This is a genomic window from Paenibacillus spongiae (assembly GCF_024734895.1).
Taxonomy (GTDB): domain Bacteria; phylum Bacillota; class Bacilli; order Paenibacillales; family Paenibacillaceae; genus Paenibacillus_Z; species Paenibacillus_Z spongiae.
On sequence record NZ_CP091430.1, the window covers coordinates 505,561 to 519,147 of the forward strand.

A 13,587-nucleotide genomic window follows, 5' to 3' on the forward strand; every position below is an offset into this window, starting at 1 on the left:
TCATTTAGTAGAATAGGGGCGAGAGAAATGGCCGTTCAAACATTCAAAGCATCCGCGCATTTGCAAGAAGGAGTCGTCGTGAAAGTCCGTTCCCGGAATTTCGAGCTGACGATTGACGAGCCGAAGAGTCTGGGAGGAACGGATACGGGGATGAACCCGGTCGAAGCGCTGCTGGGCTCGCTCGGCGCATGCCAGTCGATTGTTGCCAGAGTCTATGCAAGAAAATTCGATATCCGTCTCGAGGATTTCCGGGTGGAAGTCGAAGGCGATATCGATCTGGACGGCTTCTTCGACAAGTCCGATGTCCGCCGGGGTTATTCCGATATCCGCTATACCTTCCATATCAAGACCGATGCGCCGAGAGAGCGCGTCGAGGAATTCGTTGCGTATCTGGAGAAGCAGTGCCCGGTAGGGGATACGATCGCAGCTCCGGTTAACATGAAGCTGAGCGGCATCGTTATTGAGAACTAATTCGCAAGTTCAGCACCCTTCGGGGTGCTTTTTTTAAATGCAGGGCTGCCGGAGGAAGCTGAACCTTATTCGCAAATTGCCTTCTTCAGCCGCTGCAGAGTCGATTTTGGTGAAGAAGTCCGACAGGAGGCCGCTTATCCCTTTACAAAACGTCCACAATATAACTTGTTGATTATATAAGCGAATGCGTATATATTTATTCATGATGAAGCAATAATCGATGAGCTGTAGTCTTTGGATTGGAGGCATGACATTGGAACAAATCGATGAAGTAGCAGAAAGCTTAAAGTTGCTTGGGGATAAGACCCGGCTCACCATGATGGCCTTATTGAAGCATCGCTCCCTGTGTGTTTGTGATCTTGTGGAGCTGCTGGAAACCTCGCAGCCCAACGCAAGCCAGCATTTGCGTAAATTAAAAGCTGCGGGGCTTGTGAGCGAAACACGCAAAGGGCAGTGGATTTATTATTCATTGAATATTGAAGATAAACCCTATATTCAGGCGATTTTGGGCTGCCTCCCATCGTTACAAGAGAAAATTAATCAAGTGAAAAATGATTGCGATTAATGGGGAGGATTCCATGGTTATTGCTGCATTCGTTATTTTCTTAGCGACCTTAACGTTTGTTATTTGGCAGCCGAATGGATTGAATATCGGCTGGTCCGCGAGTGCTGGAGCGATCCTTGCTCTGCTATTCGGCGTGGTGAGCTTCGCGGACGTCGGAACCGTTACCGGTATCGTGTGGAACGCAACGCTGACGTTTGTCGCCATTATTTTAATCTCGCTGGTACTGGATGAAATCGGATTTTTCGAGTGGGCGGCGTTGCATATGGCGCGGCTCGCACGCGGGAACAGTCTGCTGATGTTTGTGTTGATCATCCTGCTTGGATCGGCGGTTTCCGCCCTGTTTGCAAACGATGGTGCGGCTCTGATCATGACGCCGATTGTGCTCGCCATGGTGAGGGCGCTTAAATTCGACGACAAGATGATCCTGCCGTTTATTATGGCGAGCGGCTTCATTGCGGATACGGCTTCTTTGCCGCTTATTGTCAGCAACTTGGTTAATATTGTATCGGCGGACTTTTTCAACATCGGTTTTGCGGAATACGCGAGCCGCATGATTGTTCCGAATTTCTTTTCCATCCTTGCCAGCTTGATTGTACTGTATCTGTATTTCCGGAAAAGCATTCCGAACAGCTATAATCTTACCCAATTAAAGAAGCCGACGGAAGCCATCAAGGATATACGGCTGTTTAAATTATCTTGGGTCATTTTGGCCGCACTGCTTATCGCGTATTTCGTCAGTGAATTTTTCTCGATCCCTGTATCCGTCATTGCCGGGGCCGCGGCCATTGCGTTTCTGTTCGCTGCGAGAAAGAGCCCTGCGATTCATACGTGGAAGCTTGTGAAAGGCGCTCCTTGGGCCGTTGTCATTTTCTCCATTGGCATGTATGTGGTCGTGTATGGCCTGCGAAACGCCGGTCTTACCGATGCGCTGGGCAAGGTCATTCAAACGGTCGCAGACCATGGGCTGTTCGCAGCCACGGCAGGTATGGGCTTTATCGCGGCGATCCTGTCGTCCATTATGAATAACATGCCGACGGTCATGATTGATGCGCTGGCCATCCAAGGCACTCAAACCGACGGGTTCATTCGTGAGGCACTGATCTATGCGAATGTGATCGGTTCCGATTTAGGTCCGAAAATTACACCGATCGGCTCGCTGGCCACCCTGCTTTGGCTGCATGTACTGTCCACGAAAAACGTGAAAATCAGCTGGGGCTATTATTTCAAAGTCGGCATCCTGTTAACCGTTCCTACGTTATTCATTACGCTTATCGGTCTTTATCTGTGGCTGTATGTCCTTCAAACCTTTCAAGTGAATATTTGGCTCTGCATTGCGGCGATTGCGGTCGTGCTTGTGGCAGCTGCGATGATCATCAAGTCGTTTTTGGGCGGCAAACAAACGAAAAAAGGGCATCAAGGCGCGTAAATTAATGATATGAAAAGGAGATTTTTCATCATGGAGAAAAAACCTATCGTTTACTTTTTGTGTACCGGAAATTCCTGCAGAAGCCAAATTGCGGATGGGTTTTTGAAGGCTTTGGGCGGCGACAAATACGAAGTGAAAAGCGCGGGTCTTGAAGCGCATGGACTCAATCCGCGTGCGGTTCAAGTCATGAACGAAGCCGGCGTGGATATCAGCAAGAACAGCTCTGATGTGATCGATCCGGAGATATTGAATCATGCCGATTATGTCATTACCCTGTGCGGCCACGCCGACGAGCATTGCCCTGTGATCTCCAATCAGAACGTCACCAAATGGCATTGGGGGTTCGATGATCCGGCAAAGGCGACCGGAACCGAGGACGAAATCATGCACCAGTTCCGCACCGTTCGCGATTCGATCAAGAACCGGATTGAGCTGTTCGTCAAAGAAGGGAAATAAGGCGGAGTCGATAATTAAACGAAAGTCCATGCCTTCTGAAAAATGTTCAGTCCTACAGCACCCATGGTGATTCTACCTAAAAAGGGATGTACAGGCTCCATAGCTTGCCAAAATTTCTGGATTGGGTATGATTATCCATAATCATGTTTCTGCGTCATGCCTGTAAGAAAGGCGGCAGCTGAGCAGGAATGCCATGAACGGAGTGATCAACCTTGTCGGTAACGAGCGGCAGTCACATTCATCAAATACGCATCGGGATCATCGGACCGCGAACGATCGTCGACGCCATCCTGCGCATGATCGAGACGTTTCCGTCGTTTGCGCCCGTGCCGCTAGTTTATGGGCATGAGGACGAAGCGCCGGCGCTTGCCGAAGAAATCGGCGGCGATGTCGAGGTGATTCTATTCGCCGATCCTCTGTCTCACCGCAAGGCGAAAGAAAGGATGAACGTTACGGTTCCGACGCTGCATGTCCCGATTACCGATGCCGGCCTGTACAAGGCGCTGTTCTATGCGCAGCAGAACGGCAGTCTCGCCGGCGGAATATCGGTGGACACCTTGTCGGAGACGATGGTCATGCGAACGCTGAAGGATCTGGACATATCCGGCATCCGCACCGTTATTTTCGACGGGCCTGCTTATACGTCCATGGAGAAGCTGCTCGCGTTCCATCAGGAGCAGTTCCGCAGCGGAGCATGCTCGATCGCGTTTACGGGTGCCGGTTCCGCCGCACAGGAGCTCAGTGCTCTCGGTATTCCGAATCGCTGGCTCCTGCCCTCGGATCAGGATATCGTCGTGACGCTGGAACGCGCGCTGCTGTCGACGGAATCCCGCCGCAGCAAGGAAGCGCAAATCGTTGTCGGCATGATTAACGTGGACGACTTCGGCAGCCTTGCGCTGAAGCGCAGCAGCGAGCATGAGGTGCAGAAGCTGAAGCTGGATATTCATCGGATGGTGCTTGACTATGTGGAGTCCTTGGATGGGTACTTGACGCATCTGGGCGGCGATGAATACCTGTTCTTCACGACACGCGGCATCTTCGAGCGCGAATCGGGCGGGTATAAGACAATTCCGCTGGCGAAGGATATGAATAAAACGCACGGCCTCTCGCTCAGCATCGGCATGGGCTTCGGCCGGTCGGCGAGCGCGGCGGGAACGAATGCGCGGGTCGCCATGCGAAAGGCGAAGGAGGCCGGGGGCAACGCCTGCTTCATCGTCCGCGAGGACGGAACGCTGATCGGGCCGCTCGAGATGGCCGATCCGATCCGCGAGGTGCTGTCCTTCACCGATGCGGAGCTGATCAAGCGGGCGGAGGACGCCGGTATGACGAGCGCTTATCTAAGCAAGCTGCTTCACAATCGGGCAAGGCTGGACAAATATGAGTACAAAGTCCATGAGCTTGCAGCATTACTTGGTATTACCGTGCGAAGCGCACACCGGCTGCTGCTTCATTGGATCGATCAGGGATTTGTCGAAGTATCGGGGCTGGAGAAGGTGCCGCGCGGAAGGCCGAGACAGATTTTCAAATTTACGTTTCTGCAGAAAACCCCTCTATAAGGCGGAAGAGTCTTCAGATAAAAGCGGATGTGGCGCGTGCTCCATACCGCTTTTTTGCCGTGAATGCGGGTCGTGTCGAGATGGCTTCGGACGTCTATTTAAAGACGATTAAAAGATTTGTCTTTATATAAAGCGGGTCGTTATGATAGAGGAGGAAAGCAAACAAGGAGGCGATCGACGGACATGAGAACGGTAGCAGAATTGGAAGCCAAACTGGCGGAGCCCTCGGAGGCGCTTATTGCGGATTTGCGTTCGATAGAAGGAGATATCATCGTACTGGGCGTGGGCGGCAAGATGGGCCCGAGCTTGGCGCGGCTGGCGGCTAATGCCATTAAGCAAGGGGGCCTGAACAAGCGCGTCATCGGCGTTTCGCGTTTCTCGAATGAAGAAGCGCGCCGCGAGCTGGAGGAAGCCGGCGTCGAGACGATCTCGTGCGACCTGCTTAACGATGATGAGCTTCGCCAATTGCCGGATGTTTCTAACGTGATCTATATGGCGGGCAATAAATTCGGAACGACCGGCCGCGAGTATTTTACATGGGCGATGAATGCGTATATGCCCGGCCGGGTGGCGGAGAAATATAAGCATTCCAGGATCGTGGTGTTCTCGTCCGGCAATATCTATCCGTTCACGCCGGTCGGCAATGGGGGCGTGAATGAAGCGGTCGCTCCGGAGCCGCTGGGCGAATATGCGCAATCCTGTCTCGGCCGGGAGCGGGTATTCGAATACTTCTCCCATCAGAACGGTACGCCCATGGCGATGTACCGCTTGAACTATGCGATCGACATGCGGTATGGCGTCTTGCTGGAACTGGCCAAATCCGTCCATGAAGGCCGTGCGATCGATCTGACAATGGGACATGCGAATATCATCTGGCAGGGAGACGCCAATGAGATGGCGCTGCGCTGCCTGACGAAGTGCTCGAATCCGCCGGAGGTCGTGAATGTCACGGGACCGGAGACGATGTCGATCCGCTGGGCGGCGGAGGAGCTGGCGAAGCGAATGGGCAAGGAAGCGGCATTCACCGGCAAGGAGTCGGAGAACGCGCTGCTGAACAATGCTTCGAAATCCCACCAGCTGTTCGGCTATCCGCGCGTATCGCTGCTGCAGATGATCGACTGGGTGGCGGAATGGGTGCAGGCAGGCGGCCAGACATGGAATAAACCGACCCATTTTCAAGAAAGAAAGGGGAAATTCTAATTGAGCGAGAACAATAAGCTGTCGCCTGGACTGCTCGCGGCGCTTCATGAAGGGCTGGTTATTCCGGCTCACCCGCTGGCCTTGGATGAGAACCGCAAGCTCGATGAGAAGCATCAGCGCGCCTTGACCCGCTATTATGCCGCTTCAGGAGCCGGGGGCATTGCGGTCGGGGTCCATTCAACGCAATTCGAAATCCGCGACAAGGGCATCGACTTGTATGAGCCGGTATTGCGGCTGGCTGCGGAAGAAATTGAACGGGCCCGTCTCGACCGTCCGTTCATCAAGGTGGCGGGCATCTGCGGACCGACCGAACAGGCTTTGGAAGAAACCCGCATAGCTAAGGGGCTGGGCTATGACGCAGGCTTGCTCAGCATGGGCGGCCTGGCGGACCTCAGCGAGCAGGAGATTCTGGAGCGGACCCGGAAGGTGGCGGAAATCTTCCCGGTCATCGGGTTCTACCTGCAGCCTTCCGTCGGCGGCAAAATATTCAGCTTCGACTTCTGGCGCGAATTCGCTGAAATTCCGAATGTGGCGGCGATTAAGATGGCGCCGTTCAACCGGTACCAGACGATCGATGTCGTCCGTGCGGTATGCTATTCCAGCCGGTGCGACGAGATTGCGCTGTATACGGGCAATGACGACAACATCGTGAATGATCTGCTCACGTCGTATCGCTTCACGGTCGACGACTCGATCGTGGAGAAGCGGATCGTGGGCGGCCTTCTGGGCCATTGGGCGGTCTGGACGCATAAGGCCGTGGAGCTGCTTAACGATGTGAAGCGCTATCGCGATTCCCGCGAAATTCCGAAGGAATGGCTGACCCGGAACGTTCAAGTAACGGATGCCAATGCGGCATTCTTCGATCCCGCGCACCAGTTTTCCGGCTGCATCCCGGGCATTCACGAGGTTCTTCGGCGTCAAGGGCTGCTGAAGGGTATATGGTGCTTGAATCCGCATGAGGAGCTGTCGCCGGGCCAAGCGGAAGAAATCGACCGGGTCTACCGGGATTACCCGCACTTGAACGACGATGATTTTGTCGCGGCTCATCTGCAGGAATGGCTTTCCGGGGAATAATGAAAGCTGCGGGCTTGCGCCATCATTGTGAGCGGCTCGGAATTGATGAGCGGGGTGGTCTATCTTGCGGTTTAAAGACGTATTTTCGATTATCGGGCCGAGCATGGTCGGGCCCTCAAGCTCTCATACGGGGGGAGCTGTCCGTATAGGGCGCGCGGCGCGGCGCATCTTCGGCGGGCTTCCGGCCCGGGCCGAAATTATGTTCTACGGTTCATTCGCCGAAACCTACCGCGGTCATGGGACCGATCTGGCGATTGCCGCCGGTCTCCTTGACTATGCTGCGGATGACATGAGGATCCGGGACGCGCTGGCGATCGCAGACGCTTCAGGCATGAAGCTTGCGTTCAAGACCGGCTCCAATCCGGCGGCGCATCCGAATACGGCAAGGTTAACCTTGCGCGGTGACGGGCGGGAGGACATCATTGTCGGCTCCTCCATCGGCGGCGGCAATATCGAATTGACGGCGGTCAACGGCTTCGACGTCAAATTCACCATGAATTATCCGACCTTGCTGGTGTTTCACGGAGACCGGCCCGGCATGCTTGCGGACATGATGAACATTGTGGGCGGAGACGGCATAAATATCGGTTATATGGATGTGGACCGCAAAGGCAGAAGCGGGGAAGCGCTGACGGTTATGGAGACCGACGAAGCGGTTCCGGGTGTATTGATGGAACGCATACGCGTTCTGCCGGATGTCCGGCGCGTCTGCCTTGCGGATCTTACGGCCGAAGAGGTGAAATCATGAAATTTCAAACGCTGCGGAAGCTGATCGATTGCTGCAGTTCGGACGGGGTATCCATCGGGCAGCTGATGCTGAGCGAGCAAGCGAAGGAGTCGGGACAGAGCGAGTCGGATACGTTCCGGCAGATGGCCGATTACTACGGCATTATGAAGGAGGCTGTGCGCCGGGGCATCGAGGAGCCCGTTCCCTCCCGGAGCGGTCTGACCGGCGGCGATGCAAGCCGCGTTCATCAATATGTGAGCAGCGGCTTGCCGTCGCTTGGCGTGGAAGCGTGTACAGCGCTGGCCTACGCCTTATCCGTATCCGAAGTGAATGCCTCGATGGGGCGCATCGTGGCGACGCCGACGGCAGGCTCCTGCGGCATCATACCGGGCGTGTTCGTCAGCTCCCAGGAACGTTACCGGTGGGAAGACCGCCATCTTGTCATGGGATTGTTCGCCGCCGGCGCGATCGGCTATGTCATCGCGAACAATTCCTTCATATCCGGGGCGGAAGGCGGCTGCCAGGCGGAGGTCGGCTCTGCGATCGGCATGGCGGCCGGAGCTTTGACGGAGCTGCGCGGAGGGACGCCGGAGCAAGCGGTGCATGCGGTCGGCTTGGCGCTCAAAAATTCACTGGGCTTAATATGCGATCCGGTAGGCGGCTTGGTCGAGATCCCCTGTATCGTACGCAACGGCTTTGGAGCCGTGACCGCCTTGGCCGCGGCGGACATGGCGCTGGCAGGCGTGCGGAGCGTTATTCCGTCCGATGAAGTCATCGGCGTGATGCTGGAGGTCGGAACGGCGATGCCCGCCAAGCATAGGGAGACGGCCAAGGGCGGTCTTGCCCAGACGCCGACAGGGCGCCGTATTATGAAGGATCTCTACGGCGCGAATCGCAGTCGTCAGGAGAACGGGGAAGGAGAGTCGACGAAGCCATGAATGTCATTGATGCGGGCAAACGAATCGCGGACGAATTGATCGCTTTCCGGCGCGATCTGCACCGGTATCCGGAGCTTAGCTTCCAGGAGTCCGAGACAGCGGCCAAAGTAGGACGGCAATTGGAGGCGCTCGGCATTGCCTATAAACCGGGCGTCGGAGGACATGGTATTGTCGCCGATATCAAGGGCGGCAGGCCTGGACCCGTCATCGCCCTGAGGGCAGATATGGATGCGCTCCCGATCGAGGAAGAGTCGGGTCTGGCGTACGCCTCTGCCCGTCCGGGGGTGATGCATGCCTGCGGTCATGATGCGCATACCGCGATACTGCTTGGCGCGGCGCGGCTTCTTCGGGAGGAGCCGTTCGCGGGTACGGTCCGCCTTCTCTTCCAATCGGCGGAAGAAATTAACGCCGGCGCCAAGGCGATGATTGGGGAAGGCGCTTTGGAAGGCGTGGACGAAATATACGGGCTGCATAACCTCCCGACGCTGGCGGCGGGCATGGCGGCGACGAAATACGGCCCGCTTATGGGATCGGTGGACCGGATCGAGCTGACGATCGAAGGAAGAGGCGGCCATGGCGCCATTCCCGATCAAACGGTCGATCCGGTCGTCTGCGCTTCGGCCATCGTCATGGGTCTTCAGACCATCGTCAGCCGCGAGGTCTCGCCATTCGATCCCGTTGTTGTCACAATCGGCAGCATTCAGGCCGGTCATGCCAACAACGTCATCCCGCACCGCGCTGAATTAACGGGCACGGTCCGCACCTTCGAACCGCGGGTGCAGGAAGCGATGCCTGCCCGAATCGAGCGGATCGTGAAGCAGATTGCCGACGGTTATCGATGTACGGCAGAGCTTCGGTATATCCGGCAGGTGCCGGTATTGATGAATCATGATGCCTGCGTCAGCCATGTCGATTCGGTTCTGGACCGGGTGATCGGGGCGGAACGCAGAATTACCGCTGCACCGACGCTTGCGGGGGAAGATTTCTCCGTCTATCTGGAGCGGATCCCGGGCTGCTTCTTCTGGCTGGGCTCCGGCCCGCTTGAGGATGCGGATCAAGCTTGCGGGCTGCATCATCCAAGGTATACGTTGAACGAGGAATGCATTCCGCTCGGCGCATCGCTGCTCGCTGCGATTGCCCTGCATCGGCTAGCGGCAAGTACTGCTATAGGCACTGCAGCGGGAGAACCCGGGCGTCATGAATGATGATGAGGAGGAGATTGCCAATGGACAGCATCAAGATTGGTATGATCGGTCTGGATACTTCGCATGTCACGGCATTTACGAAGCTCATTAACGATGTGAATCATGAGCATCATGTTCCGGGCGGCCGCGTGACGGCCGCTTACCCGGGCGGATCGCCCGACTTTCCGCTCAGCATCAACCGCGTGGAAGGATTCACGGAGGAGCTGCGGAATCAATATGGCGTCGAAATCGTCGCTACCCCGGAGGAGGTCGCCGAGCGCTGCGACGCGATTCTACTGGAATCCGCGGATGGGCGGGTTCATCTGGAGCAGTTCCGCAGAATCGCTTCTTACGGGAAGCCGGTATTCATTGACAAGCCGCTTGCCCTTAAAGCCGCGGATGCGGAAGAGATCGGCCGGATTGCGGCTAAGCACGGCATTCCGGTCATGAGCGCTTCATCGCTCCGTTATACGGACGCGTTGATCGCCGAGCTTGAGCGGGAGGGCGCGGGCATGATTACCGGTGCGGATGTACACGGGCCGATGCCGGTGGAGCCGACCCAATCCTATTATTTCTGGTACGGGATACATACAGCCGAGATGCTGTTTGCCATTATGGGCACCGGTTGCGAAGAGGTGTATGCCAGCTCGTCCGAATCGCATGAGCTTATAACCGGAAGGTGGAGGGACGGGCGCATCGGCACGATCCGGGGCAGCCGCGATGGCAGCTATCAATTCGGCGCTCTCGTCCACCGTACGAAAGGATCGGCTTATATCAATGCCAGCGCCGCGGCGAGACCGGCTTATGCCGGATTAATGGAGCAGGTCATCGCGATGTTCAAGACCGGCCGCCCCTCCCTCAACTGGGAGGAAACCATCGCGATCATCCGCTTTCTGGAGAAGGCGGAGGAGAGCAGAACCAGCGGAGCGGCAGTCCGCATTCATCCGTAATTTTCATTACCCTACAACAGGAGGAAATTCAGATGGCAAAATTGAAGGTTGGCTTAATCGGGGCAGGTTCCATATCGGAGTTAGGCCGGCGCAAACTGGCAATGGAAGTAAGCGGAACAATAGCACTGCTTCCACTGCTTCCATTGCTTCGTCCTCGAAACCTCCGTAGCAACTCCATGCAGCTCTTCGTTGTTTGTACCGCTCCGTAGCCGTGGCTGCGGTCGCTCTTGGTCATGGCTGCCCAGATAATCTACCGCAGGGCTTCTCACATGTAAAGGCTACCGACTTCCTCCTCTTCGTTCCGGCCCTTCGGGTACAGTGAGCCTCGCGCCCTGCGGGTTCTTGCCATTGCGGCCATGACCCTGTCGCTTCCCTCCGCCACATCTACACTGCTTGGAGCACGTAAGCATGTTTGAAAAATAAGTTCCAAAGGAGAAGGAAGGCAGGGAGTTTCGTTGAGTGAAAACCGTAAACGTCCAAACCGGATTAAGATTCGCCTTACCGATGAAGAATTAGCGGCCATTCAGTAAAAAGCGGATACGCTTCAAAAACGCACGGTTCTCGTACAGCCGCTGGCCGGGAATCTCCTCATCTTACGGAGGAGAGCCGCTCTCGCCGTCGAAATAACTTGGAAACATCCGGAAGCTATACTGCGATGAAAGGGTTGATTCTTGCCGCATCAGATGACTCTGCCCCATCCTTGTAAATAGGAGGAAGATCGCATATGAAAAGAAAAGCCGTTCTGATTACCGCCATGGGAAAGCAAACGTTCACTGCCGGGCAGCTCGCTCGCCTTGAAGCGGCCGGCGACATCGTATTCCATCAGGCGCTTGATCCCATTCCGCCGGATGAACTCGCCCTTCTGCTGAAAGATGCCGACGTCGCGGGACTGACGCCGCGTTCCGTGCCGGTTATCGACGAGGCGGCGTTCGGCGGGCTGCCGAAGTTGAGGGGGATCGCCGTGTTCGCGACCGGTGTCGATTATATCGACCTGGAGTGGCTGGAAGAACGGGGCATCGCCCTCGCAAATCTGCCCGAGTATTCCACCGTATCCGTGGCGGAGCATGCGATCGGCATGCTGCTGACGCTATCCCGCCGGATTCATCTCAGCCAGGACCGCGTCAGAGGCCGGGTTCCGGCCGGCACCTCGGTCAAAGGCTGGGAGCTGCGCGGCAAGACGATCGGCTTGATCGGCCTGGGTCGGATCGGCAGCCATGTGGCGGGAATCGCGGCGGCCTTCGGCATGCGGGTGCTCGGCTGCGATCCCAGGCCCGGGCGGGGATCCGGCATTACGATGGTCGGCCTGCAGGAGCTGCTCGTTTCATCGGACATCGTGTCTCTGCACTACCCATCCAGCTGGAAGAGCGCACACAGCTTCGGCGCTAGCGAGCTCGGACAGATGAAGCGCGGTGCCATCCTGATCAACGTATCCCGCTCCGCGCTGGTCGAGGAGGAAGCGGTCGTCGCCGCCATCGAGCAGGGACGGCTTCGCGGCTATGCGGTCGACGACCGCTTCTCCCTCGCGAACGAACGGGCGCAGCGGCAGATCGAAGAAGGCCGCATTCTGCAAACCGGCCATACGGCCTGGTATTCCGAAGAAGTCATCGAGCGCGGGTATGAGGCATGGGTCGATAACGTCATCGGCCTGTTGAAGGACGATTCGCGGCATAGAACTGCGATGAAGGGAGGACGGAATCGCGATGACGAATAACTCGCCGGCGCTTCACGATAACGGGGAATACGCTGCGGCCGCCGGACGGCTGCGGCGCATGGAACGAAGGCTGATTGCAGCTGCTTTCGTCATCGGCGCCGTCTTCGTGCTGCTGCTGCTGGCCGTGAAGTGGCCCCGTTACTGGGAGTATATCGCATCCGAGCAAACCCCGATGACCTGGCTGCAGAGCGTCGTCTGGTTCGGCTGCGGGCTGCTGGCCTTGCTTAGCCTGACGCTCGTCTACGCGCGCCGCGGCTTTCGGCTGGAGGCCGCAGTCTGGCTGCTGCTTGCGGGCGCCTGCTTTTTCCTCATGGCGGATGAACGGTTTGCGCTTCACGAACGGGTCCGGGACCACTGGCTGAAGCCTGCCGATATCCGGCTGCTGCCCTGGATGGGCGCAGGCGACTTCGTCATTTTGCTCTACGCGGTTGTCGCGCTCTGCTTCTTGGTCTACATCTATCGTGTGTTCAAAGTTCGCAAAGCCGCCTGGATCTGGTTCTGCATCGCCGCCGGTCTCGCCGCGGCCGCGGTCGTCATGGACTCCTTCGACGTATCGCGGATGTCCAAAGACGCCGAACGGCTGGAGCAGACGCTCGAGGAGATCGTCGAGCTGACGTCGGTGCTGGCGCTTCTGAGCGCGAAGCTGCTCATGCTGAACCACAATCTCATGGCCTGGGCGACACCCGACTCCAACGTCTCCGGGCCGGCGGCAGCAGATGGAACGGCCGAGACCGCTCGCCGCCCGTTATGAGAATCCCTTTCCAATAAAATGGAAATCGCCGTCGGATCTGGAATCAAGAAGATGAGGCTTCGCGAGATGAGAGGAAGGTGACGTTTAACCGTGAAACAATTCGAAGAAGCGGTCGTCTCGACGAATCGGGTATGCGTGCCGCCTTGTGTCCCAACGAATTATTCCGAGTTCGTTCTCCCGGTTTAGCTGCGGGAGAGCGTAAGAAAACACGAAAACGGCCCTGTCGCGAAAAATGCGAACAGCAGCCGTTTTTTTGCTTGGATTCAGAAATAGATAAGCTGCCGCTCAAGGCTGAATTTGGACCGAAATCGCTTTGCTTTCTCGCAGGTGACCGAATCCAGGCCAAACGCGATGCATCGGACCGCTAAAGACTAGCCCCCTCTTACTCGATTGCTATTACGAAAACCGATTCCCTTGTAGAGTAAAGGGTTCGGTTTTTTCATGCAACGCAATTGCTTAGCGTACGATTTTTTTTCGTTTCGAGAAGTAACCCCTTAAGTCTGCTACTTGGAAGAAAACTTCCAATAATGTTCCATTCATTAGGGAGGGATGTGCTTATCTTTAGAAATAATTATCAT

The 13,587-nt window shown here is 56.4% G+C and carries 13 protein-coding genes; all 13 read left to right on the forward strand.

Annotated elements, in window-relative coordinates; all coding sequences use genetic code 11:
• Positions 1–27 precede the first annotated feature (27 nt).
• Positions 28–471, forward strand: a complete 444-nt coding sequence (locus L1F29_RS02210; protein ID WP_258386779.1) for an OsmC family protein — start codon at positions 28–30, stop codon at positions 469–471.
• 253 nt (positions 472–724) lie between these two features.
• Positions 725–1,036 carry an ArsR/SmtB family transcription factor gene (locus L1F29_RS02215; protein WP_258386780.1) on the forward strand — a complete coding sequence of 104 codons (312 nt, stop codon included), beginning with the start codon at positions 725–727 and terminating at the stop codon, positions 1,034–1,036.
• Between the two features lie 13 nt (positions 1,037–1,049).
• On the forward strand, positions 1,050–2,462 hold the full coding sequence (locus tag L1F29_RS02220; protein ID WP_258386781.1) for an arsenic transporter: 1,413 nt from the start codon (positions 1,050–1,052) through the stop codon (positions 2,460–2,462).
• A 30-nt stretch (positions 2,463–2,492) separates the two neighbouring features.
• Positions 2,493–2,918 (forward strand): arsenate reductase (thioredoxin), encoded by a 426-nt coding sequence (gene arsC / locus L1F29_RS02225; RefSeq protein ID WP_258386782.1) that lies wholly within the window; start codon positions 2,493–2,495, stop codon positions 2,916–2,918.
• A gap of 296 nt (positions 2,919–3,214) precedes the next feature.
• Positions 3,215–4,474 carry a helix-turn-helix domain-containing protein gene (locus L1F29_RS02230; RefSeq protein WP_373876518.1) on the forward strand — a complete coding sequence of 420 codons (1,260 nt, stop codon included), beginning with the start codon at positions 3,215–3,217 and terminating at the stop codon, positions 4,472–4,474.
• 183 nt (positions 4,475–4,657) lie between these two features.
• Positions 4,658–5,674 carry an NAD-dependent epimerase/dehydratase family protein gene (locus tag L1F29_RS02235; RefSeq protein ID WP_258386784.1) on the forward strand — a complete coding sequence of 339 codons (1,017 nt, stop codon included), beginning with the start codon at positions 4,658–4,660 and terminating at the stop codon, positions 5,672–5,674.
• Positions 5,675–6,748: a dihydrodipicolinate synthase family protein gene (locus L1F29_RS02240; protein ID WP_258386785.1), complete on the forward strand. Its 1,074-nt coding sequence runs from the start codon at positions 5,675–5,677 to the stop codon at positions 6,746–6,748.
• 64 nt (positions 6,749–6,812) lie between these two features.
• Positions 6,813–7,496 carry an L-serine ammonia-lyase, iron-sulfur-dependent subunit beta gene (gene sdaAB, locus L1F29_RS02245; RefSeq protein ID WP_258386786.1) on the forward strand — a complete coding sequence of 228 codons (684 nt, stop codon included), beginning with the start codon at positions 6,813–6,815 and terminating at the stop codon, positions 7,494–7,496.
• The gene (gene sdaAA / locus L1F29_RS02250) at positions 7,493–8,413 is read left to right on the forward strand and encodes an L-serine ammonia-lyase, iron-sulfur-dependent, subunit alpha (RefSeq protein ID WP_258386787.1); all 921 of its coding nucleotides are present in this window, start codon (positions 7,493–7,495) and stop codon (positions 8,411–8,413) included. Before sdaAB ends, sdaAA begins: the two co-directional genes overlap by 4 nt.
• Positions 8,410–9,618, forward strand: coding sequence for a M20 metallopeptidase family protein (locus tag L1F29_RS02255; RefSeq protein ID WP_258386788.1), 1,209 nt, complete (start codon positions 8,410–8,412; stop codon positions 9,616–9,618). The genes sdaAA and L1F29_RS02255 overlap by 4 nt, the downstream gene beginning before the upstream one ends.
• A 20-nt stretch (positions 9,619–9,638) precedes the next feature.
• Positions 9,639–10,547 (forward strand): Gfo/Idh/MocA family protein, encoded by a 909-nt coding sequence (locus tag L1F29_RS02260; protein WP_258386789.1) that lies wholly within the window; start codon positions 9,639–9,641, stop codon positions 10,545–10,547.
• 724 nt (positions 10,548–11,271) lie between these two features.
• Positions 11,272–12,258 carry a 2-hydroxyacid dehydrogenase gene (locus tag L1F29_RS02265; RefSeq protein WP_258386790.1) on the forward strand — a complete coding sequence of 329 codons (987 nt, stop codon included), beginning with the start codon at positions 11,272–11,274 and terminating at the stop codon, positions 12,256–12,258.
• Positions 12,248–13,009, forward strand: coding sequence for a DUF8692 domain-containing protein (locus tag L1F29_RS02270; protein WP_258386791.1), 762 nt, complete (start codon positions 12,248–12,250; stop codon positions 13,007–13,009). The genes L1F29_RS02265 and L1F29_RS02270 overlap by 11 nt, the downstream gene beginning before the upstream one ends.
• Positions 13,010–13,587: the final 578 nt, after the last annotated feature.